Here is a 24,919-nt window from a genome sequence, read left to right on the forward strand (position 1 = left end):
ACAAGAGCGGAGTCTTGTTGAAGATGATCTTGTATCTCATCTATGCCTTTATTGATGGCTAATACCATCGCACCAAGTTCATCTTCGGATTTTGGTTTAAGTGGAGCTGGACATTTATCATCTTCGTGTCGCAAACATGCAAAAAATGCAAAAAGATGTTTGGATATCACGTTTATGCGCGAAGTGACATTAAACTTGACATAAAAATACACAAAAGTCATGATAATAAGCAATGAAGCACAAATCATAGCAATGACTATGTTTTGAAGACGATGCAAAGATTCATAAACGGAGGCTTTTGGAGCTATCACAAGTACATTCCAAAATGTTCCTGTATCGATCCCTACTTCAAAAGACTTGAATTCTGCCAACATTTCTTCGCCTTCATAGTTTGTGTATTCATACAAGCCATCAGTCCTATCATTGAAGGCTTTTAAGAGAGAGATCGCAGATGGATGTGAATTGATTTCTTTGAAATTTGCACCAAGAAGTTTTGAGTCTGGATGGACAGCGATGGTGAAATCATCACTGATTATGCTTCTATAATCAGTATCAAATGCTGATAATGACGGATCAAGTAGTCTTGCAGAGATTTCATTTAAATCGATAAAAATTCCTATTAAACCCTTCAATTCTCCTCGAACTTTGAGAGGTATGTTGATCCCAAAGCCAAATTTATTGCCTTCATGTGCTATATCCACATATGATGGATTCCCAATACTTGCTTTACCAGTCCTAAGTGTTTTTTGGACACTTCCAAACTTTAAAACAGCCGCATCAGATTCTAATACTTCTACGCCACCTATAGAGCTTGGGTCAAGGTCTTTTGTTATCACTAAAAATTCCCCATTTTCTGTTTTGTATTTTGGATTAGCGATATTGGTTCCTGTGTATCTAGGATCTGTGATGTAAAGATATGCATATACTCCAGATGTGTTCATATCAAGCACATTTTTTACCTGTGCTACAAGGAGTTCTTGAGTAGCTTCGCCACTACCTTTTTCAAGAAGTTCTTCTAATCTTGCTTGTATCCCTGATAATGGTATATATGTGCCATTTATGGCATTATCTACAATCTCTTTGGATTCGCTAGCTATAGTAGTCAATAGCTTTTGTGTAATTTTTGTTTCTGCTTTGTCAACATTTATTGTAACAACAAAAAGAAGCGCAAGCATACAAAAAAACACAATGAGTCCTACACTTACAATGATCTTTGTTCCTAGTTTGAGTTTGAGCATCATGAAACTACCCCTTTTTTTATTGTTAAGAATTTTTCGCAAACCTTAATTGTATTTCAAAAAAAAAAAAAAAACAACTTAAACTTCTACTAGTTTTGGATAATTTTTATTAAAGTTTTTGAAAAAAGTTACAAAGTTTCTCATAAAACACATAACGCACAATATTTTAGTTCCCTTTGTATCGATGGAATATTTTTTGTTTTGTCATGGTAGATAGACTGATTACATGGAGTTAGACTAGAATGCAAAGTGGCTTTTATAATACAACCGGTGGCATGGTAACACAATTTAGTAGGCTTGATCTCATATCTAATAATCTGGCTAATCTCAACACAAATGGATTTAAGCGTGATGATGTAGTGATAGGGGATTATTTGCGTCTTTATCAGACACATAAGCACGAACTTCCTATCCATAATCATACGCGAGAAGCAGCAAAATTCCTTAATCGATCCCTTGATAGAGTGCCAATTATTAGCGAGGAATTTACCGATAGGAGCGTGGGTTCTATGGCACAGACAGAAAATCCGCTTGACTTTGCTTTGCAGGATTCTAATGCGTTTTTTGCTGTAATGACTCCAGAGGGAGTGCGATACACACGCGATGGAAGTTTTACATTGAATGCAGATGGTGTCTTGGTTACCAAAGAGGGTTTTGCCGTGCTTTCTAGGGCAGGGCTTGATAGTGGCGGTGGTATTGCGATTGCCCAAGGCTTGCATGTAGAGGTTGATCCTAATGGTAATATATATACGCGTGATATAAATAATGATGCCATAGGTGAAATAGCGCCGATAGGTTCTTTGGCGGTAGTGGGATTTGAGAATCCGCGGTATCTTAAAAAGGTGGGTAAAAATCTTTATGAATTTCCACAAGATAGATTAGATGATCGCCGAGATTTGCAAAATCGCACGATTGTTATGCAAGGTTTTGTAGAAAAAAGCAATGTTAATGCGGTACTAGAAATGAGTGCGCTTATAGAAACAAACCGACTTGTGGATATGTATCAAAAGGTTATGAAATCCCATATGGATGATCTTAATAGCGAAGCTATTACAAAACTAGCTGTGCGTGCGTAGAGAATCTTAGGTATTTTTATGGGGTGATGATGGCACTTTCACTCATATTGGCACTATGAAAGATAGTGCTTTGATAAAGTCGCGCATAGTATTTTAGTAGCATTTTTTGGAGACTTGGTTGGATACTTGGTGCAAACCAAGCATTGTTGCTTGTAGCGATAACAAATTCCGGATAATCTGCATATAGGGATCTTGAGGTAGCTTCGTAGCATATGGCATTTTTTATTTTCTCACCAAATATATCAATATAGCCAAAATCTACACCATGACTAAACTCCATATTTGCTATAAATGCAAAATGATTTTTTATAAATTGTGGCAAGGGAATATGTTCTCCAAATGGCGCAAGAATCTTTTTGTCTATGCGTTGGTATGAGCCATTGTTGAAAACAAAGGTGCTATTGTAGGTTTTATCCCCTTGTATGTGGATTGATCCTGTGATGATGACAATTTCTAAGGAATATTGCTTTAGTGTCTCAAAGATGTATGTGTTATTTTGTAGAGGAAATGGAAATGCAGTTTCTGGGAGGATAATAAGCGATTTTTTTTCAGCGATAGCATTTTGGATAAGTGCGAAATTGTATGCGATAGTATCATATATGTTTTGTGTATCCCATTTGAGGTTTTGGGGAACTTGTGTAGCGTTTAGATGGATGTCTTTAGCAAAGGTTGGTAATGTTTTGGTGCGAAATGTTTGGAAATCTAGCGCAACGATCGCAAGAATACCGCTTAGAGCAAGGATTGGCAACATTTTTTTTGTGTGTGCGAGAATGAAAGCATACAAAGCAAGGATAAGAAAGCATATATGTAATGAATCTACCCCAAAATAGCTATAAGAAAGGAGTGCTTGAGGCACGAGCCAATCAAAACCAAAAGGCGTAATAAAAGGCATAATAAGCAACCCTACAAGGCGCACTGGCAGACATTCACAAAAAAGCAAGATCCAAAATATCACCCCATAAACAAGGGCGATAGCAAGTGCAATGAATGGAATAAGAAAGCCAAGATCGATGAATCTAAAACTTAGTCCTACCCACCAAAACCACCAAATCCCCACAAAAAAACCAAAGCCAAAACGCCGATTTTTGGGAATACGCAAATATATATACAAACTCAAAACCCCCAAGATACTACCTAAAAAGTATGGCATATCCAAATGATAGGCTTCAAAAGCCCATATGCCATAGATTGGCAGGGCAAAAATAAACGCTAAAAAAGCATTGCTAAGGAGATAAAAAAGTAGGGATTGAATCTTTAGTGGCAAAAAGCTTACAAGGTATGAAAAACGCATCCACAACACATCAAGATATGTTTGAAAAGACGGAATCTCTAGCTTGGATCGCAATGTATGAAGTATATCTTTTGTGCGTGTGGATAGAGACATTGTATAGATTCTAACTTATTGCAATTTTTCTTTCAAAAGCTCATTTACTCTAGCGGGATTTGCTCCTTTGCTATTTTTCATCACCTGACCAACAAAAAATCCAAAGAGTTTATCTTTACCGCTTTTGTATTCCGCGACTTTATCGGCATTGGCAGATAAGACAGATTCTATAGTGTTAAGAATTGCACCATCATCATTAACCTGTGCTAATCCCATAGAATCTATAAGGCTATCTACATCACCGCCTTTTTGCTCAACCAAAACATCTAAAATTTCTTTGCCACTTTTGCCACTAATCTTGGCTTCATCAATGCGGCACACCAAAGTCGCAAGTGTGCGTGAATCTACACCACAAGATTGCAAAGTATTCTCACCCTTTAGACGCCCTAAAAGCTCTGTGGTAAGCCAAGTGAGAGAACCTTTGGCACTTGCACCAAATGTAAGCATAGATTCAAAATATTGTGTCAGCTCTAAGCTAGAGGTGAGTACCCCTGCATCATAGGGTTTAATGCCAAATTCTCGCACATAACGCTCTCTTTTTTCATCAGGCATTTCTGGAATCTCTCGCCCCTCTTTCATAAGCGTTTCATCAATATACACAGGTAATAAATCTGGATCAGGAAAATAGCGATAATCCGCAGCTTCTTCTTTGCCACGCATAGATCGTGTTATACCTTTTGTAGTATCAAATAGGCGCGTTTCTTGCACTACTTCGCTTTGATATTTGTCATCTTCCCACGCTTCAATCTGTCGCTCTACTTCGTATTCGATAGCTTTTTGGATAAATTTAAACGAGTTAAGATTTTTAATTTCTACGCGTGTATAAAGTTTAGAATCTCCTTTTGGACGGATAGAAACATTGGCATCACAGCGAAAACTTCCTTCTTGCATATTTGCATCAGAAATATCCAAAAATCGCACGATAGAGTGAAGTTTTTTTAGATATGCAATTGCTTCATCACTACTACGCATATCTGGCTCACTCACAATCTCTAAAAGCGGTGTGCAAGCGCGGTTTAGATCGACTTTGGAGTAATCGTGTTCGTGGATATTTTTTCCTGCGTCTTCTTCCATATGTGCACGTGTAACGCCGATGATTTTTTTCTCACCATTGACTTCTATTTCGATATTTCCACGCCCTACAATGGGGATTTCAAATTGACTAATTTGATAGGCTTTTGGTAAATCGGGATAAAAATAATTTTTGCGCGCAAACACAGAGTTTTGATTAATCTGTGCATTAATAGCGGTGCCAAAAGCAATAGCTTTTTTTACCACCTCTTTATTGAGCACTGGCAATGCACCTGGAAGTCCCAAGCAAGTAGGACAGACATTGGTATTTGGCTCTGCGCCAAAGCTCGTGGCACACGAGCAAAAGATTTTAGTTTTGGTGTTAAGTTGGACATGCACTTCTAGTCCGATGATGGTCTCATAAGCGCTCATATGTTTATTTCCTTTGTGCTTGTGATTTGTGCGTTAGTATAACAAATCTAAGCTAAAATTTTTGCCTAAATCCTTTTTGGGTAGGTAAGGGCAAGGTATTCTAGCTTTCTAAAAATGTCTTAGCGGCTTTGATTTGTTCCATAGAAGTTTTGGCAAGTTGTTTTTTGTATGTAAGAAGTTTGAGAGTTTGGGAGATAAGCTCTCTAGCTTGGAGTTTAGATTCTAGAGAACTTTGGGCAAGGTCTGCGGGGAGATTTTGTGTAAGGACAAACGCCTTTTGATCATCTTGGCTAAGGATTGCAACCTTGAGTGCATCTAGCCATTGTTGGGTATCAAGGGGCATTAGTGCATTAATTCCTCGGCATTGACTTCACGCCACGCCTCAAGCAAACCTTTGGCGACATTCATAACGATATCAATTTTTGCAGTGTCGTTTGTTACATTTGCTTGTGTCAAGAGTTTGATTTGGTGGGTGTAAAGTCCTGTTAGATATACTGCGACATCACCACCTCTTTCATAATCAAGCGTGTTAAGCAATTCTGTAAAAATATCTGTTGTGCGATTAATGTAATAGATTTTTTTCTCTATGTCTTGGGCTTCCATATATCGCTTAGTTTGCGCGCAAAATCGCAAAATACCTTCATACAGCATTTCTACAAGTTTGACTGGTGATTCTACCATTACAGAATTTTGCTGATACAGACTATAAGCGTTTGTGCTTCTCATATATCCCCCTTATTTTTTAGCAACAGATTGATCTATCATCATCTGCACGCTATTGAAAGCATTGTTGGTCTTTGAGATTTGACTATCATATGCAGCAAATCTTTGTGCCATTAAATCATAACGCGTATCAAGCATTGAGACGGCTCGTTTTCTGTCTTCTTTTAGTCTCTTGTCTTCTCTAGTAAGACTCTCTTCAAGCAGTTTCAATCTTGAATTACTACCATCGACAAAATTTGCTAATTCTTTATCAAGCATTTTGAAAACGCCATCAACTTGTACTTCGCGAAAATCTCTTGTTGTCATCTTGCCATGGAAGAAATCTCGTGTGCCTTCTGGGTCGTTATTGACTTCTGTGCGTAGTTTACTTGCGTCTAAACTCATCACACCTTTTTCATTGACGCTGATACCATACTTGATAAGTGAGTATTTATCAATCCCCCCACCCATCGTAAAAGTGAGAATCTTATTGAGTGCAGGGCGTATCATACGCACATTGCTTTCGCCATTAAACACTCCTGCTATGCGTGTGTCTTCGTCATAGCGTGTAAGTTCATCGACTTTCATACTAAGCTGATTGTAGGTTTCGACAAATTTTGTAACACTCTCTATAATAGATTCACTATCGTTTGTAATATTGATGATTGCAGGTTTCCCCGGTTCTGTGGTGGAGAGTAAATCGATTGTGATCCCTGAAGCCACATCATCGATTGTGTTTGTAGGGCGGTGCATGCGTATGCCGTTATAGCTAAAACTTGCATCTTGCGCACTTTGGATATTTTTAATTTTAAAGAGATCGTTTTGGGTGCGGACATAATCCATCGCAACACCTTGTTTTAGATTCCCAAGGCTTTCTAGGGCATGTTTGCTTTTTGGATCGTTGTTGGCACTTATGGCAACCTCGCCTGTATCGGAATTAATCACAAGCTTGCCATCATCTGTCGCATGAGAATGAATCCCAGCGATATTATCGATTGCTTGGGCGATGGATTTGGCATTTTGGTATGAGGAATTGTTTTTGTGTGTGAGTGTAGATAGATCTAGTGGCACGGTGCCTATAGTGATTGTGCCTTCTAGCTTACCGGCTTTGATTTTTTCTGTAGTGATGAGGTCATTAGATTCTCGGTTTTGTGTGCTATCTGTGATTCTAAAGCCCATTTCAGTAGTTTTGGCACCGCTAACTTGGACATTATAACCCCTTTTGTCATTGATCACAAGATTATCGCCACCTTCACCGACACCCACATTAATGTCGCCATCTTCAAGTAATTCTTGGAGATCGGAATCTAAAGAGATTGCTTTTATCACTGCTTCTTTTAGGGCTTGAGCATTATCATTGGATTTAGATTCCGTGGAAGTTTTTAGCTCAATATTAAGTGTTTTGTTCGCACCTTTTTTATCCGTAAGCGTGAGCGTAAAATCATCATCTTTAAGGTTAAATTCACCGGATTTTAGCGTGCTACCATTAAGAGTTTCTCCAAAATAGATTCTGTTATTTTCTCCTGTATCTTTGGAGTTTATCATAAGCTGATAAGGGTTTGATCCACCCGTTTTCATAATCGTGCCAATCACAGCACTATCGGTTTTATCTGTGATAAGTTGCGCGACTTCTTCGAGTGTCATACCAGCTTTTATATCAAGTTCATAAAATTTGCCCTTAGTAAAAAAGCGTAATTTCACATCTTTTTGACTAAAGACAGAATCTCGATCGGCAAACTTTGTCCCTATTTCATTAATGTCGCTTTGCGCTAAAGAATCAATATCGAGTTTTATATCTTGGATTGGCACACCATCGCCTATCGTGGCTTTTATGGCATCACCTATGATATTATGAGATCGTCCCAAGTATGTAGAATAATCCCCAAGTTTGCTTGTGTAGGATTTCATTTCACGCACACCACTCATAAGATCTACAAGCTGTGTTTGTTTTTCTACATTTTTTTCGATTTTTTTATCAATTGGCGCGATTTGTGTACCTTCATCGGCTTTGCGTAATTTGTCTATCGTGTCATAATTAAGGACATTACTACCGATGCCTAATGAGCTTAGTTTGCCTAAAGCCATATTTTAGCCTTGTTGATTAAAAATAATCCCTACAACTTCGCGCATACGCTTCATAAGTTCGATAGCTTCCTTGCTAGGAATCTCTCGTATGATTTTATCACCACCATATTCTTTGACTGTAACCGTCAAACCATGGACATCATCATTATAGGAAAAATTTATACTCGTGCCTATGCGCTTCATCTCATCATTAAGCTTTTTGCTAAGCTCTACAAGCTCATCTTTGAGATGTTCTTTATCTTTTTTAGCTTGTTCTTTAGTGATAGAATCTTTAACAAGTTCTTGCACATTTCCGGTTTTTTGTGCATTTTGGCTATTTGGCATGGCCTTTACCATATCAACAAGCTGATTTTTTGTTGCTTGTAAGTCATTTACTGCCATATTCATAATCGTCTCCTCCTTGAAACTTTAGAAATATGACACATATCGGCGAAAAAAATTTTTTTTAAATATTTTTAATTTATTGTTATGAGTTGTAAGGGATCAATATGTTTGTCTTTTTGTGTAACCTCAAAGCTTAATTTTTCATTGACTTTGCCTATTGTATATCCTTTTTTGACAAATACACCTGGTTTTATGGTATCAGAGATTCTATCCATATACGCATACACGGTATAAAGAGAATCTTTATGCTCAATAATCACTACTTTTTTAATAACTGGATTTTCTTTGGCAAACACTACTTTGCCATCAAGCACATTTTTGACATCAGCATTGCGATTTTTTGGCACAAGGATAATATTTTCATAAAAAAACTTCATTTTATATACAGGATCAAAAGTAGGACCAAACTTTTGCTCGACACGAAATGTATTTGGGGCAAGTGGTGCGATAGTTTTGCTTCCTCGGTAAGAAGTTGTAGATATGTCTTTGTAAGCACTTGAAGCGATTTTAATATCCTTGCTCGCTTGAATGGTGCGTTTTGGTTTTGGATTTTTAGCTTCTGCTTGTTCTTCTTTTTGGATTTTTTCTTGAATCTTTTTTTGATTTTGTTCTTGGGTGATTTTGAGATTGGTTAGGATAGAATCTAGGTTTTTTCTCTCTGTGTTGATATTTTGTAGTTTTTGGTTATAGATTTTTAGTTCATCTTGCATGGAAATGATGATTTTTTCTTGCTTGGCTTTTATTTCTTCAAGCGTGTTGCGTTTTTTTGTTTGTTCTTGGATAGAGTTTTGAATCCGTGCTATATTCTTAGACACACTGACAATTTCGTTTGCAAGATTATCTCTTGTTTGATTGAGGGCTTTTATGTGTTGTTTTGTGAGTTTGATAAGAATTGTATATATTTCTCTTGAAAGAACATCTTCTTTAGAATCTACCTCACCACTTAGAGCATAAAATGCCATGCTTTGACTAAGCAATCGCACAATTTCTTCTTCAAGCATAGTGCGTTTTTGGAGTAATTCTTCTTGACGTTTTTTGTTTGTTTGTAGGGATTGCTCTTGTGCAGAGTATTTGCTTTTGTTTTGGTTAATATCTTTTTGGAGGCTTTCTATTTGTGAATCTAGCTTGATTATTTCTTGATTTTTGGCATTAATCGCACTACCAATTTCAGAGAGTTTTTGGCTTACTTGATTTTTGGCTTGTTGATTTTGTGCTAATTTTTGGGTGTTTAGCGTAATATCGTTTTGGATATCCGCCCACACATAAAGTGTTGCAAAAAAGATAAGCCAAAGAATTTTTAGCATAGATTTAGAGATCTTTTTGTTTTAGGATTACAAACAACACGCACACAAGGGATATTACTAGTGAACAAAAAAGCAAGATAATACTATCACTCCATACTTTGATGATGTTTGTATTAACTTCTAGTGTGTGTGCAAGGCTAGAGGCTAGCGCACTATCTCTAAAATAAAAGAGCGTGCATAAGCTTATAATACTCACTAGCACAGAATCTACTATCGCAAGTCTAAAAAGTATGCTATTACGCATCCACGATGGCGCACCCAAAAAGCTCATAATCTCCATACGCTCACTATGTTCAAATCGCCAAACTTCTATTTGTTTAATCATCAACAGACAACTAAGTATCGCACTAAGGATTGAAAAAATAAGCACAGATCCCTTTAAAATAAGTAGGAGTTTATAGACTTGTGAATGTGATTTGCTAAATGCCTCTACTTTTGTTACACCACTTAGTTTTAAGAGTGTGGAGCTAATTTGCTCAAGACGCTCTTTATTTGGAAACACAGAAAGCCGTAGAGAATAAAAAAGTGGTAATTCTTTTTGGAGAGATTCCAATGCGTCTTTGCTTAGCTCTTGTTTGAGTTCATTTATCATATAATCTGGTGCTACGGACTTTATCTGATCGACTTCACGCACAAAAGCTTGCACCTTTTGTAGATCCAAAGCTTCTTTTGATGCGACAATGATTGAATAACTATTTGCGAGTTTTTGCTCGTGTGTGGAAATAGAGCGATCAACAAGCATAATGCTCTCAATCCCAAAAAGTAATGCAAGCAAAGGAATAATAAGTGCCAAATGCCTTTTAATTGAATTCATACACAACCCCTTCTTCAATATGTAAGCGTCTATAATTGATATTTAGACTTTCTGGTAAGCGGTGCGTAACAACCACAATCGTAATACCTAGCTGTTCATTTACGCCTCTTAGGAGATTCCATATCAATTCACTTGAATAATCATCAAGATTTCCTGTAGGTTCATCAGCGAGGATAATCGCAGGATTATGTGCCAAAGCCCTTGCCATTGCTACGCGTTGTTGTTCCCCACCACTAAGCTCAAGAGGAAATTTACCTGCTTTGTGTGAAAGCTTGATATGAGCCAAGAGCCGCTCTACTTGTTCTTTGCAAATTTCTTTTTTGTAGCCATTAATAATCATAGGGAGCATAACATTTCGTTCGATATTCCACTCCTTGACGAGTTTGTAGTCTTGAAAAACGATACCAATGTTTTGTCGCAAATAATGAATCTTTGTTTTTGAAGCACGAGACATATTAATCCCAAATACTTCTAAATCACCACCTTTGATTGGTAAATGTCCATATAAAGAACTCAAAATCGTGCTTTTGCCACTACCACTCGCACCTGTGATAAATACAAATTCCTTAGCACGCACACTAAAACTCGCATTTTTGATGATATTTTCATCATTCTTGTAACCTAGATTGAGGTTTTTTGCTTCTATGATTGCACTCAATGTTTGTCCTTAGATTCTAAGATATGTATAAACAATTGATGAGCTTGTATAGCTGCTTGTGTGGGGAGTGGTGGAGCATTGAGATAACGCATAACACCATTTTGGATAAGCACAAAGGCATTTTGTGGCTCATCAAAATCCCCTAGACACAAGGCTATCACATAGTTTTCATCGTGTTGGTATATGGCATCTATATGGAGAAAATATGTTTTTCTCACAATCTTTGGCAACATAGGCAAAGCTATGAGATTTTTAATATTTTGCACTATATGTTGAGATATACCACGGAATACAAAATCGCCATTTTGGAATGATTTTTGAGTGTCTGTAAGAGGTAAAATACCAAATATTTTGCCATCAAAGATATGTTTTTCTTGTTTTTTCCATCGTGCTTCATATTTGCTAACCACCGCTAAGTGGGCGTTTTTTTCTATAAGCATTGTGGTTTTTGGGAGGGCTAGGACAAGGTTTAGTGTGTAATCAAAATAATCTCTATCATCGGTGCGCACATGCAAAAAGCCACTTTGTGGTAGGTTAGTATGGCAATCTTTGCTTGGGCTAATAGTGCGCATAGCGTGGTGTAAAAACATTGGACTTATCACTCGCCTATGGGGTTTTTTATGCCATGGCACTGGGAAATGCACATAGATATTTTTGAGCGAAGCATTTGGGATAAGTTGGAGCAAGATTCGCGCATCAATATGTGAGATATAGAGGTTTGTTAGTCCCAAAAGCGTGATTTGTCGCAAGACTTGCTCAATAGATGGTGTGTGAATTTCTAATCCCAAAAAAAGTTCATTTGGATTTTTGGTAGCAAGATCTAGCAAGTGTCTGCCAGATCCAAACCCTATCTCTATGCTTAGAGGCTTATTGTGGTGTAGGACAAACTCATAAGCTTGTGTGCGTGAGAGCAAAAACGGGCTTTTTGTGCATTGCTTGGGTGTATTTTTTGAAAGATTATGTCCTATGATTCCATGTGAGTGTGTGCGTAGGATTTCTAAGGCGTCTTTGATAATCCCAATAGGATCGATTCTTGTGGCTTTGTGATATTTGTATAATGTTCCATTATCACGCACACTTTCGAGTAAAAAAAACTCACAATCTTCATATCGCACGAGAATAAGGCTTTGATTGTGATTGTGTGTATGCATAAATTTACACATAAACTCATATGCGCCACTTTTAAGGGGTAGGCAAAAATCTTGGGGGTATGTGGTGTGAAAATGTGGCATAGTTATCTTTTTAGCGTAACACTTGAACTTTGTGAAGATTCTATACCAAACTTATCAATACTCACCACACTATAACTATAGTCAATGCCATATTTAGCTTCTTTGTCTATAAATTGTGTTGTCTTAATGTTGTTATAACGATTGGTGCGATTAGTTTGTGAATCTTTCCTATACAGCGCATATTTGAGTGCGCGATTATCGCTTGGTGCATTCCAAGTGATAGCAATGGTATTGCCTTGGACTTGAGCACTTGTGATCGTTGGTGTCATAGGTCTTGCAAGAGTAGTGCCTACAAGTGGTCGTGCTAAAGGTTCTCCATCAAATCCGTATTTATCCACGCCTACGATTTGATATGTGATGCTTTGCCCATGGTTTTTTAGTACGTGTGTATAGGAGGTTTGTTGTGTTTTGGCAACAAGGGTGTAGTTGCCATTATTTTGCATATCGGCATAGATTCTATAAGAAGTAGCTTTTGGGTGAGGCTGCCACGTAAGCTCGATTTTTAGTGGTAATTGCGTGCTTGCACTAGCATCCTCTATAGATTCTATAAGGTCTAGGGTGTGTGCACTTACTTCCTGGGATGGTTCTGAGAGATTGTTTTCAAAGCTTTTTGCTAAGACGCGGTAGGTGTAGGTTGTGCTATCAAGCAAATTAGAATCAAAATATTCAATATTGAGGCGGTGTTTAAGTTCTGTGAGTGTTTGAAATTTGCCTTGAGAATCTTTACGCTGGATAAGATAGGATTTGATACTCGGATTTGAGTGCGGTGTGATAATAAGCTTGATAGTCCTTGGGCGTGGGCTAATAGCAAAAACCCCTTCTACTGGATCGATAAATGAAGTTTTGACTTTAATAGCCTGAGAGTATGGACTCATCGTGTTGTTTTTACCAAGTGTGGCAAATAGGTAGTAATACACGCTTTTTGGCTTGAGTTTTGTGTCAAGAAAGTGAGTAATAAGGGGATTTTTTAGCGTTGCTATGCGTCTAAAAGATGCGGTGGTGAGTTGTGGTGGTTGATTGTTTTGTGTATTTTCTTGGGAGGATTTAGAATCTTGCAACAGATCCTCTTGGTTGGCACGAAAAATCACAAAACCTTCGATAGGAGTAGGAGAACCATCTTGTGTTTTATCTTTGTTTTCCCATTCAAAAGCCACACTACTTACGTCGCTAAGTGTTTTTATGTGCTGGATTGTTGGGAGATTCTCATCTATGTTTAGGGGTTTTTGTATTAACCCACAGCCACTAAGAATGAGTAAAACAATCCAAAATATGCTTAGGTGCCAAAACTTCATCAAGCATCTCCTTATCAAAATATTGCCCCAAAAATTGTAGCATATCGGCAAAAAGTGGCGCTTTGAAAATATGTTTTTTGCAATTTTGTGTGTTATATTTATTGGGGTGCAAGACATACATCAAATACGCATGTAGCAATACTCTATACCCTTCAAACTTCCCCTTATAGCCATAGAGCGTATCACCAATGATATGTCTCCCTATGCTTTCTAAGTGTGTGCGGATTTGGTGTGTGCGTCCGGTAAAAAGTTTGATAGCAACAAGCTGGAGTGTGTCTTTTGGTGAATCTAAAAGCGGAGCAAAGATGCTTTTAGAATATCGTAAAGCGTTATGTGCAAAATCTTGTGAATTTTCATATGGTGCTAGTTTTGTCATTTTTAGGCGATTTTTTGGATGACGCCCCATATAACATTCTATGGTGATGGTTTCTTTTAGTGGATTATCTATAAGCGCGAGGTAGTAGCGCCCCATTTCTCTATTTTTTAGTTGTGTGCTTAGGGTGTTGTGTGCGTGTGGAGTTTTGGCTATAGCAAGTGCGCCACTTGTTTGTCTATCTAGTCTATGCACGATACCATAGCGTAGATCTCCACAAAGATTTCGTATAGGAGGCTGGGTAAGCTTAAGCCAATCAACTAATGTTGGTTCTTTGAGTGATGGTGCTTCGTGGATAACAATATGTGGTGGTTTATTGAGTATTAAAAGTTCATTATCCTCATATACGACACTTATACCCAAAAATTCTGGCTTTGCTTGTATAAGCATATCCAAAGTCATATGGGCGTTTGTGTTTGGTTGTGGATTGGGTATGGAGATTTGGATCGTGTCATTAAGAGCTATGTGCGTGCTTGGCTTGATACACAGGTTTTTGTTGAGGGTAACTCGCTGATTTTTTATAAGTTGCAAGGCTTGCGCACGCGGGATTTGCAAACAGGTGCTAAGGATAGAATCTAAGCGAGGCTTGGGTGTAGCGTCTAAATCTTTTTGTGTTATAATTATGGAGTCTTGCATGAGATTCACTCTTTTACCTAAGGATAATTTTCTACAATGAATGCCAAAAAGATTCTAGCACATTTTGACTTTGTCGTTATTTTGTTTGTCTTGCCTTTGGTAGTGCTTTCATTTTGGCTTGTACGAGAACTTGATGTAACGATGTTTAGCAAACAACTAAAATACCTTGTGATGAGTTTGTGTGTGGGTTTGGTAATTTTTTTTATTCCCTTTAGGCGCCTAAATTATTCGATTATTTTTTTGTATGTATCGTTGCTTGTATTGCTTATATTGGTGAAGTTTATTGGGGTGGAGAAAAATTCTGCGGTGCGTTGGATTGAGATTCCTTTTACAAGTTTTTCTATTCAACCTAGCGAGGTGATGAAAATTGCGCTTATGTTGTTTTTGGCATCTTATATTGCCAAAAACCCTCCACCCGATGAGGGCTATGGGTGGAGACAATTTGGCATAATCCTTTCTTTTGTGTTGTTGCCATTTTTTATTATTTTGCTTGAGCCTGATTTGGGCACAGCGCTTATTGTCTTACTTGTTGGTGTTGGGGTGTTGTTTTTGGTTGGGGTGCACAGGAAAATTTGGATTACTCTTGGTATTATCGGGCTTTTGGTTGTGCCTACTACATATTCTGTAGCATTTAGCGCAGGACTTCTAAAACCTTATCACCAAAAGCGCATCGCTAACTTTGTGAGTGGGGAGTATCCATATCAAGTGCAACAAGCTTTGATTGCGATTGGTTCTGGTGGTTTTGTCGGGCAAAAAAAAGAGATGGCGACACAATCCCAATTAGGATTTTTACCCTATGCAAGCACCGATTTTTTCTTTGCGTATTATGTTGAGCGTTTTGGATTGCTTGGGGCATTTGGATTATTGGCTTTGTATTTAGGGCTTATTTTGTATTTGTTGAGTATTTGTTTGGGTGCTATCAAGGATTATTTTTTACGTGTAGTGAGTGGGTATATCGCAATTTTATTTTTCTTGTATGCTGGGGTTAATATTTGTATGGTGATTGGCTTAGCCCCTGTGGTAGGCATTCCGCTACCGATGATGAGTTATGGTGGGACAAGCTTTATGACTTTTGCGATTTTGCTAGTGATTTTAGAGAATGCCCTTGCGTTTAGGTTTATTTTTGAGTATAATGCGCGTTCTGCTCGTGGGCCTTTAGCTCAGCTGGTTAGAGCGCTCGGCTCATAACCGATCGGTCGCAGGTTCGAGTCCTGCAAGGCCCACCATAGGCTATTGTGGTACATTATCCAACACACGAAATCGAAAATCAATATCTTCAAGCTCACGACGCAATTTTTTATTTTCCTCAGAGAGAATCTCCTTGCTTGTTTGCAGACTAAATACCTCTTTACTTGTCGCATAGATAGTATTTGAGAGATAAATTTTTGGGAAACATAGTCCCAAAATACCAAAAAATATTCCAAAGGCATAAGCTAAATGCCTTATGCTAATGGTGTTTTCTTCTTGCAAGTTTTGAGCAAGTGCTTCTCGTTCCTGTAGAGTTTGGCTTGTGATAGAATCTATATGAGATTCATACCGATTGGCTTGTGTGAGATTTGGTGTTGTATGCATTGTTAGTCCTTAAAGGCAAAAACGCGTAATTTTGCGCTTCTTGCACGATTGTTATGGGTGATCTCTTGTGCACTTGGGATTATTGGTTTTTTATAGAGTGTTTCACCAAGTGCATTATTCCCACCACACATGCATTTAAACACATTTGGTGGGCAGATACAAGCCTTACTCCATTGCTTAAAGGCATTTTTAATAATTCTATCTTCAAGCGAATGAAAGCTAATAATCCCCACGCAAGATCCATGCAAAAACCCCTCTTTGAAATTAGCATAGAGTGAATCTAGGAGCTTATGAAGTTGCCCTAATTCATCATTAACTTCAATCCTAATAGCTTGAAAGGCTTGTGTAGCTGGATTAATTCCTTTGGTACGCATAAGAGTGCGCGCGCAAATTTCACTAAATTCTCTAGCATTAGTAAATGGCGTTTTTTCGCGATGTTGGATAATAGATCGCACAAGTTTTTTAGATTCTCTAATTTCGCCATATTGGCTAAATATACGCTCAAGCTCCATTGGATTATAGGTATTTAGGACTTCCTTGGCACTTAATGGTGCAGAGGTATCCATACGCATATCAAGCGTGTGTGATTGAAATCCAAAACCACGATCTAGTGAATCTAGTTGCATAGAGCTTACACCTATATCAGCCAAAATAGCTTGAATGTGAGGTTTATGATTTTCCTCTAAGACTTCCCACACACTACCAAAATCACTTTTAACATATGTTATGCGATCTGTATATGCTTGTAGGCGATCTTTGGCAAGGCTTAGAGCATAGTCATCTCTATCAACGCCAATAACTTTGGCGTTTGGATATGCTTGAAGTAGGGAGAGTGTGTGTCCGCCAAAACCAAGTGTAAGATCAAGAATAATGGGTTCTTTTTTGTGCGCGAGGTGACAAAAGGCTACCAACACTTCATTTTGCAACACAGAGATATGTTTCAAGATAAAACCTCTTTTGGTTGGCAAACCTCATCAAGTAGATAGATAATATGTTGCCACGCGTGGTTGGTGCTATCGCTAAGCCCAATTTCACAAGTGCTAGATGAGGCATACATTCGTGTAGGCGATGTCTTTTTGAAATATTCTTGTAAGTCTTGCAAGGCTGAAACATTAAGTTGTGGTGTGCTAAAGCCTTTGTTTCCAGCAAAGCCACAACAATAAGTCTGTGCGTGTGTGATAACCTCATTTGTGGTGCAAGCAGTGGCGATATGTTTTATGGATTGTGCCCATGCGTGTTTTTTGCACGAACATACCGCATAAATCCCTACAGATTCATTAAGTGGCGTTATGTGTAAATATGGCAAAAGCACATCGTGAGCATACACACTCATATCATAGACTTGTAGTTTTTTAAAGTCATAAAGCTGCTTTAATTGCTCGATAAGCTCCCCACTGCACGCACTATGGTCACAAACAATAGGGATATTACCATTATCTGAAATCTCTAGCAGTTCTTTTAGGGTGTGGTGAAGAGGATTTAGGCTAGGATCTTTGGTTGTAAAATCTTTAAATGCCTTACCACAGCACATTTTAGTGATATTTTTTGGATATATGACACTAATTCCAGCTTTGTTGCAAAGACTTTCAAACACTGCTTGTATTGGGCGTTTGTCTTTGGCTTGTATAGGTGGTGCAAATACACGATTAAGACAACTTGTGAGATAAATGACATTCGTTGTGTTGGGTGTGGGTGCATTAGGAGTTTTTGTATCAGATTCTGTAATCTTAGATTGTAGGACATAGGTGTTTTTTGTAGGCATATATTTAGGCACTATTGGAGTATGTAGGATTTTATGAAGCCAGAAGGTAAGGTTTTTTAAAACATTATTGCCTAAGAGTGTAGCACCTACATTTGCTATACTCATACCTATTTTTGCTATTTGTGTTGCTTTATCCATATTGTTGGCTACCATGCGTGCAATAGCACTTGCACCTTTGGAGACATTGGCGTTTTTGGCGTTGATAGCAATTTTGGCACTATCAATCTCTAATGGACAAATACTCGCACACATTGAGCAAGTCGCACAGGTTGCAACTCCAAAATACGCATAATCTTTGCGTAAAAGTTCTAATTCCTCTTGCTCTTGTGTACTTTTGTGATGTAGGCTTTCAAGTCGGCGTATTTCCCGATAGACTGCAATTCTTTGTCTCGGAGTGAGTGTGATATTTTTGCTTGGACACACTTTTTCACAAAATCCACATTCCATGCAAGATTCTATATAGTCATCAATGCTATGTGCGGGTTTTAGATTTTTTATGTGAATCTCTTTATCCTCGCAAATAAGCACATCAGGATTAAAAAGATTTTTGGCATCAAAGATATGTTTTATGCGTTTATTGAGTGCATAGGCTTTTTCTCCCCATTCTTGCTCAAGAAATGGCGCCATCATTCTACCTGTTCCGTGCTCGGCTTTAGTGCTGCCTTTGAGAGTAATGACTAATTTGACCATTTTGTCCATAAAAAGCGCGAAGTTATTACGCTCTTTTTCATCATTAAGTAGTGGTGTAATGATAAAATGCACATTCCCACTTAGCGCATGACCAAAAATAATCCCCTCAAACTCATACTCTGTAAAAAGCTTTTGTATGCCTCTAATGCCTTTAGCAAAATTTGGTATTTCAAAGCAAATATCCTCTGTAATCACTGTGCTACCACGCCTTTTTGTTGCTGCGGATATAGGCAAAAGACCCTTGCGGATTTTCCACCATTTAGCTTGTGTGGCTTCATCAAAACTAAAATGTATGCCAAAAAGTGTTGGAACGCACTCTAGCTCGGCTTTGATATGGCTTAGATGTGAATCTAAAACCTCTTTGCTATCAGATTCTGTTTGCACGAGAATACAGCAATTCTCTTGTGTAATCTTTGTAAGCTCTTGTGGCATACCATCTAGCGTCTTCACGGCTTTCAAACACGCGTAATCCATAATTTCTGCTGCACTTACCTTATCATCATTGCGCGCAAGAATCTCAATAGCTTGTGCAGCAAGGGAGAGGTTTTTATAAAAAAGTAATGCACAGGCTTTGAGTGCATAGTCTTTGACTGGTGTGTATTCTACTCTTGAAACAAAGCCAAGTGTGCCTTCTGCACCGATAAAAATATGGTTTAAAATATCTTTAATATCTTCAAAATCGCTTAGAGAATTTAAGCCATAACCTGTAGTATTTTTGATAGCAAACTTACGATTTATCTCTTTATGGAGGGTTTTGTCATCTAAAATTTCTTGACGCAATGCAAGAATATCTTTTACCATAGCATTATGCGTATTTATAAATTCTTGCACATTCTTAGAATCTGAAGTATCCAAAATAAAGCCATCGTGCAAAATCACGCGGATAGATTTGATAGTTTGATAACTATTTTGTTTGACACCACAGCACATTCCACTAGAGTTGTTAGAAAAAATCCCACCAATACTTGCATTATTAATCGTGGCAGGATCAGGACCTATCTTTTTACCAAAAGGTTTTAGGGCATTGTTTGCATCCACGCCTATCACACCACAATCACACCATATAGAATCTGTATTTGCTTTGATGTTTTGCCATTTATGCATACACACCACAAGCACGCTATCGCTACAAGCTTGTCCGCTAAGGCTTGTGCCAGATCCACGAAAGGTAAGTGGAATATTATAAGTGTTGCTTAGTATAATAATGCGTTGCACTTCTTCCTCATTGACAGGCTTTAACACAAGTTTTGGGATATAGCGATAACACGACGCATCTACACCATAGGCAAAACGCATAATATAGCTATCATAGATTCTATAATCACGTCTTGTGTCATTTTGGTCAAACAAAAATTCTCTGCATTTTTGTGCAAACATTTCATAATTTTGCATAGACTCTCCTTGTTGCGTAATGCATATAGATAGTGCTTTTACATAGCGATTTGGGCAATATCACCAATCCTCAAAAATTCCCTATAGATACTTCCAATGAGTGTGTATCTATTGTGTTTAAGTTTTGGATCTTTGTCATTTACAAGCACATTATCAAAAAATGCTTCAAGTGGAATTCTAAGCTCAAAAAGTGCCTTTGTGCGCCTTAGTGGAGTAGCAAACTCTTTATTTTTGATTGCCATAAAAGTTTGAAAAAGTGTGTTTTCAGCATCATGACTAAAAAGCGTAGAATCTACATCTGCTATATTAAGTGTATCAATAGATACATCTTTGCAAATATTTGCTACTCGCTTAAATGTGCTAAGAAGTATAGGTTTGTCTTGTGTGTCTTCAAACACCTTATCAAGCGCAAGGGCATTATAGATAAGCGTATTGACATCGCGTTGTGCGTGATTGTGTGAATCTAACCCACAAAGGGCACTTCGGAAAATAGAAGCATTAAGAGGCAAGGCATTTTCTAAACGCTCTAGGAAAAAAGATTCTATGTGTGCTACTATATTTTGTGTTGTTGGTGCAAGTTGTGTATTTGTATCGTTAGATTCTGTATTGTTTGCGTAGCCTATGGCATTGTATATATTAAGAATATCATCGCGTAGATTAAAGGTAAAACCTTGATCTTGGATAATTTTTAAGATTCCATTAGCGGCTCGACGCAGTGCATATGGATCTTTGGAGCCAGTGGGAATTTTGTTGATACTAAAAAGCCCAAAAATATTATCAAGTTTGTTTGCAAGACTTAATAACGCACTTAGTATATTTGATGGCAGGGCAGAATCTTCAGTATTTGGGAGATATTGTTCTTGCAAGGCTTGTGCGATGAGCGGATCATATCCTAGTTTTTGTGCATAAAAACCGCCCATAATACCTTGTAATTCAGGAAATTCATACACCATTTCTGTTAGTAAATCCGCTTTGGCAAGTAACACACTTTGTTCTAGTAATGCCAAACAATCTTCACGATGGGGTAAGAATGTATGAGTTTGTGCATATTTGGCGTATAAAAGTCGCGCAATTTGTAATTCTCGTTGCGTTTTTTGTGCCAAGCTTCCCAAGCCTTGCACAAAGACAATATTTTCTAACCCTTTGGTTTGTAATCCGCGTTTTAGGTCATTGTGATAAAAAAACATCGCATCGCTTAGCCTTGCTCTTAGGACTTTTTGATTCCCAGAAATGATGATAGAAGGGTCATTGGTGGTAGAATTTGTAACAACAACAAAGCCATTAAAAAGTCGCCCTTGTTTGTGGATAGCAAAATAGCGTTGATTTTCTTTCATAGAGGTGATGATGACTTCTTGTGGCAATTCCAAAAAATTCTCTTCAAAGCTTCCAAGCAAAGCTTGTGGATATTCTGTGATAGCTACTACCTCTTCAAGTAGCGCAGAATCTAGTTCGACTTCGACATTATACGTGTGTTCTAACTCTTGGATTTGTTTGAGGATTTTTTCTTTGCGTTCTTGTTGATTTAGTATCACTTTATGTGTATGTAAAACTTCAAAATATTGTGCGATGTTATTGATCATAATAGCTTCAAAGCCTAAATCTCTATGCCCAAAAGTTTGTGGCTTAGAATCTATACCAAATGCGTGCAATTTAAGGCTTTTTTCACCCAAAAAGGCACAAATATTTTCGATAGGGCGTATAAAACTCTCGCTCAAATTACCCCAACGCATACTTTTACCAAAATGCAAGGAATGCAAGAATTGGTCAAAAATTTCTGGCAAAAGTTCTGCAGATTCTACACCTTTTTGCGTGGAGGAAAAATACAATACTTCCTTGCCGTCTTTGGTAGCGATTGTAACTTTGTCGCGATCTGTTTGTGGATTGAGGTTGTGTTTGGTAAAAAAACTCATTCCTGCTTTTGTGAGTGCGTTATTTGGATCGCCACCTTCAAAGGCTATGGCAATTGGCGCACCATAGGCTTGTATGTGTATATCTTTTGAGTGTAGTGGGAAATCTTTGGCATACATCACAATGCGTCTAGGGGTGAAAAATATTTGTGTTTGACAAGGCGGTATGTGATGTGCTTGGAGAGAATGATTCCATTTGGTAGCAATATTTGGAAATTCTTGTAAAAACGGGATTGCTGGGAGTTCTTGAGTAAGGATTTCTATCAAAAGCTCTGTTGTGTTCAAGGGTATCCTTTGTGATAAAGTCTTTAGAGATGGGATTTTAGCACGCAAAGTATTAGGGTTTTTTAAAATATAGAGTTAAAGAGGATATATATGAGGGTAATATTTTTATGTGTGGTATTTGGGATTATGAGTGTGTGTATGGCACTTCCATTGCATAAAATCGAGGGTAAATGCGTGGCATTAAAGGATTTTAGTGTTGCGCAAAGAAATGTCATTATTAAGGCTTTTAAATATGGAGTAAAATCGGGTTTTGGTTACACAATGGCGGCTATTGCATGGAAAGAATCGTGCGCAGGAGAGTATAGAATGAATTTTGCTGATCCATCTGCTGGAATCTATCACGCACACATACCTGGACTTTTGAAAAAAAATAGCCAAAAAGACACAGGATTTATGCGCAATATGGTAGGAGAATTACTTGTGCGTGATGATGAATATGCTTCTGAAGTGGCGCTTGATGAACTTTTGTATTGGCAAAAAGTGCGTAATGGAAATTGGAAAGAGGTGATTAAATCTTATAATAAGGGGTTTAGTTGGGAAAAAGATAAGGAGCGTGATAAAATGGCACAGAGTTATTATGAAGATATTGCACAGCGTGTCCAAGCCTTGCAGGGATATATACCTAAATATGCTTCTGCACTTGCCAAACAAGCCAAAAATGATAAAGCACTTATATTTTTAGGGAAAAACACAGCTTTAGCACAGAATCTAAAGCCATCTTTATCGCAACAATCTGCATCATATCCTAAATCAAACCCAAAAAAATTGACTACACAAGTTGCTACGCAACCTACAGATTCTCAAAGAAAAAAGCGTGATTTTATAGAATCACCACAAGAACTTAGTGTTAACAAACCCTCATTTCCACCCCAAATGCCAATAAAAAAACAAAATCCAAATACAGGAGAGTTTTACCTCCTGCAAGAGCGTTAAGGTTTGCGTATAAGATAGCGAATAGTTGCTCCAATTTGTTCTATTTGTAAAACTTCATAGCCGTGATTTTTAGCATCAATAGGGATATTGTTGATACTTTGTGGGCAATCACTAAGCACCTCTAAAATTTCTCCACTTCGTAATTCAGGCAAAACTTCTAGTGTCCTAATTGCAGGATATGGGCAAGGCTCACCTTGCAAATCAAGTGAAAAATTTGGTGTTATATTCATATAAATCCCCTTAGAATCTTATGCTTTTTGAAATTTGGATTGTGCGTGGTATTTTCGTTCAATCCACAGCACCCAACCCAAGAAAACAAGCAACAATACATAAGTTATCACAAGCCCACCATAATTTCCAAATGATTGCAAGAGATTTATTTTTGGAAAGTTTGTTGCCAATGGTGCAGAATAATAATCCCAAGTGAGTGCTACAAGTGTAGATCCAATGACATTACCAATCCCAACGATCCAATAATGCACTTGCCCTTCGACAGCGCGATACATCCACCCACACTCACAGCCTCCAGCGATGACAATCCCAAATCCAAAGAGTAAGCCACCAATGATAGCATTTGGTGCTGCCCACATAATTTTAGGTGGGATACCAAGCATAACGTAGCTAAATACCCCAATAGTTGAAACCATCATACCAACAATGACTGCCCTTGCCATATAGCCTCTACCTGTAATAAATAGATCTCTAAAAGCAGAAGTAAAACAAATTTGCGCGCGTGAGATAATAAACCCAAACCCTACACCAAAAATAATCGCAATAGGCAAAATCGGTATAGACTTGCCTTCTGGAGTTATGCCATATAGCATGAGATATATTACCCATATGGCAACTACAAGTAGCACAATGATGCCAAGAATAAGCAGTATTTTTTCTCTTTTGGCATTATGGGTGATGACTTTTTGTACCTGAACTTTTTGTAGCGGAGCTTTGGATCTAAAAAATGGCAAAAGCACCACCTTTGTGCCCAGATAAACTCCAATGATTGTCATGAGTGTAAAAAACCAAGCATGGAGACTAAATTGTGGGATACCTGTAAAAAAACTCGCTAAGTTACAACCCATACCGATGCGTGCCCCAAAACCTGCAATGATGCCCCCAATGAAGGCTTGAGCTATGCGTAAATTACTTTGTGGTAGGCGAAATTTAACATTGTTTGCAAAACTTGCTGCTATAAAAGCCCCAGCAAACATACCAATAATCATCACTCCATCGATTCGATCTAGCGGAGTGCCGCTAAGTCCTATAATCTTAAAGTATCCAAGTGAATCTGTATCTATGCCAAAAAATTGCATAATATGACCACCCCAACGGGTAAATTCACCAGTTACTGCCCAATATGTTCCAGTAAGTCCAAAATAATACGCTGCCATAATGCCTAATGCGATGATTGCAGGCATAGGCGACCAAAATCGCACGAGATAACACTCTTTAAATGCTTTAAACATACTATGTCCTTGTTTTTAAAAAGAAATGTTATGGGATTGATGTAGAATCTCACATACAATTGCTTTGTCCAAAAGCCTAAATTTATGAGGGGGTGCATTCTAATCCCTAACCTCTAAAAGAATCCTTAATGTTTGTATGTGTTTGGTATATAGTGATTAAAGAGTATTTGCTTTAGAGATTTTAGAAACATGCAAGGTTTAAAAATATATGAGACTAGCATTGTATTTTTGCAAATTGTGCTAGAATCGCGAAATTTTTCTAAAGGATAGATACATGCTTGAAGAAATGCAACT

The 24,919-nt window shown here is 37.8% G+C and carries 22 protein-coding genes and 1 tRNA gene; 4 read left to right on the plus strand and 19 right to left on the minus strand.

The window, feature by feature from the left end; all coding sequences use genetic code 11:
* Positions 1–1,241 (minus strand): PDC sensor domain-containing protein (locus C6H22_RS01395; RefSeq protein ID WP_158654581.1); only part of this gene is annotated, 1,241 nt, incomplete at its 3' end.
* A gap of 239 nt (positions 1,242–1,480) precedes the next feature.
* Between C6H22_RS01395 and C6H22_RS01400 the strand changes: the two genes are divergently transcribed.
* Positions 1,481–2,314, plus strand: coding sequence for a flagellar hook-basal body protein (locus C6H22_RS01400; protein ID WP_104693559.1), 834 nt, complete (start codon positions 1,481–1,483; stop codon positions 2,312–2,314).
* A gap of 16 nt (positions 2,315–2,330) precedes the next feature.
* On the opposite strand, the gene C6H22_RS01405 is transcribed toward C6H22_RS01400, so the two are convergent.
* The 12 genes from C6H22_RS01405 to C6H22_RS01460 all read right to left on the minus strand — a co-directional run bounded on the left by C6H22_RS01405 (position 2,331) and on the right by C6H22_RS01460 (position 14,621).
* A complete protein-coding gene (locus tag C6H22_RS01405) occupies positions 2,331–3,698 on the minus strand; it encodes an apolipoprotein N-acyltransferase (protein ID WP_104693560.1) in 1,368 nt (455 codons plus the stop codon).
* Between the two features lie 15 nt (positions 3,699–3,713).
* Positions 3,714–5,141 carry an Asp-tRNA(Asn)/Glu-tRNA(Gln) amidotransferase subunit GatB gene (gene gatB, locus C6H22_RS01410; protein WP_104693561.1) on the minus strand — a complete coding sequence of 476 codons (1,428 nt, stop codon included), beginning with the start codon at positions 5,139–5,141 and terminating at the stop codon, positions 3,714–3,716.
* 100 nt (positions 5,142–5,241) lie between these two features.
* Positions 5,242–5,484, minus strand: coding sequence for a hypothetical protein (locus C6H22_RS01415; RefSeq protein ID WP_104693562.1), 243 nt, complete (start codon positions 5,482–5,484; stop codon positions 5,242–5,244).
* The gene (gene fliS / locus C6H22_RS01420) at positions 5,484–5,867 is read right to left on the minus strand and encodes a flagellar export chaperone FliS (protein WP_104693563.1); all 384 of its coding nucleotides are present in this window, start codon (positions 5,865–5,867) and stop codon (positions 5,484–5,486) included. The genes C6H22_RS01415 and fliS overlap by 1 nt, the downstream gene beginning before the upstream one ends.
* Before the next feature lie 9 nt (positions 5,868–5,876).
* A complete protein-coding gene (gene fliD, locus C6H22_RS01425; protein ID WP_104693564.1) occupies positions 5,877–7,928 on the minus strand; it encodes a flagellar filament capping protein FliD in 2,052 nt (683 codons plus the stop codon).
* A 3-nt stretch (positions 7,929–7,931) separates the two neighbouring features.
* A complete protein-coding gene (locus tag C6H22_RS01430; protein ID WP_104693565.1) occupies positions 7,932–8,315 on the minus strand; it encodes a FlaG family protein in 384 nt (127 codons plus the stop codon).
* 68 nt (positions 8,316–8,383) lie between these two features.
* The gene (locus tag C6H22_RS01435) at positions 8,384–9,616 is read right to left on the minus strand and encodes a murein hydrolase activator EnvC family protein (protein ID WP_104693566.1); all 1,233 of its coding nucleotides are present in this window, start codon (positions 9,614–9,616) and stop codon (positions 8,384–8,386) included.
* A 4-nt stretch (positions 9,617–9,620) separates the two neighbouring features.
* Positions 9,621–10,430, minus strand: coding sequence for an FtsX-like permease family protein (locus tag C6H22_RS01440; protein WP_104693567.1), 810 nt, complete (start codon positions 10,428–10,430; stop codon positions 9,621–9,623).
* The gene (locus C6H22_RS01445) at positions 10,417–11,088 is read right to left on the minus strand and encodes a cell division ATP-binding protein FtsE (protein ID WP_104693568.1); all 672 of its coding nucleotides are present in this window, start codon (positions 11,086–11,088) and stop codon (positions 10,417–10,419) included. Before C6H22_RS01445 ends, C6H22_RS01440 begins: the two co-directional genes overlap by 14 nt.
* Positions 11,085–12,320, minus strand: coding sequence for a tRNA (guanosine(46)-N7)-methyltransferase TrmB (trmB, locus tag C6H22_RS01450; protein WP_104693569.1), 1,236 nt, complete (start codon positions 12,318–12,320; stop codon positions 11,085–11,087). Before trmB ends, C6H22_RS01445 begins: the two co-directional genes overlap by 4 nt.
* Before the next feature lie 2 nt (positions 12,321–12,322).
* On the minus strand, positions 12,323–13,612 hold the full coding sequence (locus C6H22_RS01455; RefSeq protein WP_104693570.1) for a fibronectin type III domain-containing protein: 1,290 nt from the start codon (positions 13,610–13,612) through the stop codon (positions 12,323–12,325).
* Positions 13,563–14,621: an RluA family pseudouridine synthase gene (locus tag C6H22_RS01460; protein ID WP_104693571.1), complete on the minus strand. Its 1,059-nt coding sequence runs from the start codon at positions 14,619–14,621 to the stop codon at positions 13,563–13,565. Before C6H22_RS01460 ends, C6H22_RS01455 begins: the two co-directional genes overlap by 50 nt.
* Before the next feature lie 36 nt (positions 14,622–14,657).
* Here C6H22_RS01460 and C6H22_RS01465 point away from each other — a divergent pair, with 36 nt between their 5' ends.
* A complete protein-coding gene (locus C6H22_RS01465) occupies positions 14,658–15,809 on the plus strand; it encodes an FtsW/RodA/SpoVE family cell cycle protein (RefSeq protein ID WP_104693639.1) in 1,152 nt (383 codons plus the stop codon).
* A tRNA-Ile gene (locus C6H22_RS01470) sits at positions 15,771–15,847 on the plus strand. Before C6H22_RS01465 ends, C6H22_RS01470 begins: the two co-directional genes overlap by 39 nt.
* Positions 15,848–15,851: 4 nt before the next feature.
* On the opposite strand, the gene C6H22_RS01475 is transcribed toward C6H22_RS01470, so the two are convergent.
* The 4 genes from C6H22_RS01475 to glyS are packed head-to-tail and all read right to left on the minus strand — an operon-like array spanning position 15,852 to position 22,229.
* A complete protein-coding gene (locus tag C6H22_RS01475) occupies positions 15,852–16,193 on the minus strand; it encodes a hypothetical protein (protein WP_104693572.1) in 342 nt (113 codons plus the stop codon).
* A 2-nt stretch (positions 16,194–16,195) separates the two neighbouring features.
* Positions 16,196–17,137 carry a 16S rRNA (cytosine(1402)-N(4))-methyltransferase RsmH gene (gene rsmH / locus C6H22_RS01480; protein WP_104693573.1) on the minus strand — a complete coding sequence of 314 codons (942 nt, stop codon included), beginning with the start codon at positions 17,135–17,137 and terminating at the stop codon, positions 16,196–16,198.
* Positions 17,134–20,037 carry an FAD-binding and (Fe-S)-binding domain-containing protein gene (locus C6H22_RS01485; RefSeq protein ID WP_104693574.1) on the minus strand — a complete coding sequence of 968 codons (2,904 nt, stop codon included), beginning with the start codon at positions 20,035–20,037 and terminating at the stop codon, positions 17,134–17,136. The genes rsmH and C6H22_RS01485 overlap by 4 nt, the downstream gene beginning before the upstream one ends.
* A gap of 38 nt (positions 20,038–20,075) precedes the next feature.
* Complete coding sequence (glyS, locus tag C6H22_RS01490) at positions 20,076–22,229, minus strand: glycine--tRNA ligase subunit beta (protein WP_104693575.1); 2,154 nt, start codon at positions 22,227–22,229, stop codon at positions 20,076–20,078.
* A 90-nt stretch (positions 22,230–22,319) separates the two neighbouring features.
* On the opposite strand from glyS, the gene C6H22_RS01495 reads away from it, so the two are divergent.
* Positions 22,320–23,162 carry a hypothetical protein gene (locus C6H22_RS01495; RefSeq protein WP_233706985.1) on the plus strand — a complete coding sequence of 281 codons (843 nt, stop codon included), beginning with the start codon at positions 22,320–22,322 and terminating at the stop codon, positions 23,160–23,162.
* Here the strand turns inward: C6H22_RS01495 and yedF are convergent.
* Positions 23,159–23,392 carry a sulfurtransferase-like selenium metabolism protein YedF gene (yedF, locus tag C6H22_RS01500; RefSeq protein ID WP_104693576.1) on the minus strand — a complete coding sequence of 78 codons (234 nt, stop codon included), beginning with the start codon at positions 23,390–23,392 and terminating at the stop codon, positions 23,159–23,161. The genes C6H22_RS01495 and yedF overlap by 4 nt on opposite strands.
* 18 nt (positions 23,393–23,410) lie before the next feature.
* Positions 23,411–24,625 carry a selenium metabolism membrane protein YedE/FdhT gene (gene yedE / locus C6H22_RS01505; protein ID WP_104693577.1) on the minus strand — a complete coding sequence of 405 codons (1,215 nt, stop codon included), beginning with the start codon at positions 24,623–24,625 and terminating at the stop codon, positions 23,411–23,413.
* Between the last annotated feature and the right edge of the window lie 294 nt (positions 24,626–24,919).

It is taken from the genome of Helicobacter equorum, assembly GCF_900198655.1.
Classification (GTDB): Bacteria; Campylobacterota; Campylobacteria; order Campylobacterales; family Helicobacteraceae; genus Helicobacter_F; species Helicobacter_F equorum.

Excerpts from the sequence above, each read along its gene's own strand:
- C6H22_RS01400 (WP_104693559.1), top strand. The coding sequence starts at position 1,481 with ATGCAAAGTGGCTTTTATAATACAACCGGTGGCATGGTAACACAATTT.
- C6H22_RS01405 (WP_104693560.1), bottom strand. The coding sequence starts at position 3,698 with ATGTCTCTATCCACACGCACAAAAGATATACTTCATACATTGCGATCC.
- gatB (WP_104693561.1), bottom strand. The coding sequence starts at position 5,141 with ATGAGCGCTTATGAGACCATCATCGGACTAGAAGTGCATGTCCAACTT.
- C6H22_RS01415 (WP_104693562.1), bottom strand. The coding sequence starts at position 5,484 with ATGCCCCTTGATACCCAACAATGGCTAGATGCACTCAAGGTTGCAATC.
- fliS (WP_104693563.1), bottom strand. The coding sequence starts at position 5,867 with ATGAGAAGCACAAACGCTTATAGTCTGTATCAGCAAAATTCTGTAATG.
- fliD (WP_104693564.1), bottom strand. The coding sequence starts at position 7,928 with ATGGCTTTAGGCAAACTAAGCTCATTAGGCATCGGTAGTAATGTCCTT.
- C6H22_RS01430 (WP_104693565.1), bottom strand. The coding sequence starts at position 8,315 with ATGAATATGGCAGTAAATGACTTACAAGCAACAAAAAATCAGCTTGTT.
- C6H22_RS01435 (WP_104693566.1), bottom strand. The coding sequence starts at position 9,616 with ATGCTAAAAATTCTTTGGCTTATCTTTTTTGCAACACTTTATGTGTGG.
- C6H22_RS01440 (WP_104693567.1), bottom strand. The coding sequence starts at position 10,430 with ATGAATTCAATTAAAAGGCATTTGGCACTTATTATTCCTTTGCTTGCA.
- trmB (WP_104693569.1), bottom strand. The coding sequence starts at position 12,320 with ATGCCACATTTTCACACCACATACCCCCAAGATTTTTGCCTACCCCTT.
- C6H22_RS01455 (WP_104693570.1), bottom strand. The coding sequence starts at position 13,612 with ATGAAGTTTTGGCACCTAAGCATATTTTGGATTGTTTTACTCATTCTT.
- C6H22_RS01460 (WP_104693571.1), bottom strand. The coding sequence starts at position 14,621 with ATGCAAGACTCCATAATTATAACACAAAAAGATTTAGACGCTACACCC.
- C6H22_RS01465 (WP_104693639.1), top strand. The coding sequence starts at position 14,658 with ATGAATGCCAAAAAGATTCTAGCACATTTTGACTTTGTCGTTATTTTG.
- C6H22_RS01475 (WP_104693572.1), bottom strand. The coding sequence starts at position 16,193 with ATGCATACAACACCAAATCTCACACAAGCCAATCGGTATGAATCTCAT.
- C6H22_RS01485 (WP_104693574.1), bottom strand. The coding sequence starts at position 20,037 with ATGCAAAATTATGAAATGTTTGCACAAAAATGCAGAGAATTTTTGTTT.
- C6H22_RS01495 (WP_233706985.1), top strand. The coding sequence starts at position 22,320 with ATGAGGGTAATATTTTTATGTGTGGTATTTGGGATTATGAGTGTGTGT.
- yedF (WP_104693576.1), bottom strand. The coding sequence starts at position 23,392 with ATGAATATAACACCAAATTTTTCACTTGATTTGCAAGGTGAGCCTTGC.
- yedE (WP_104693577.1), bottom strand. The coding sequence starts at position 24,625 with ATGTTTAAAGCATTTAAAGAGTGTTATCTCGTGCGATTTTGGTCGCCT.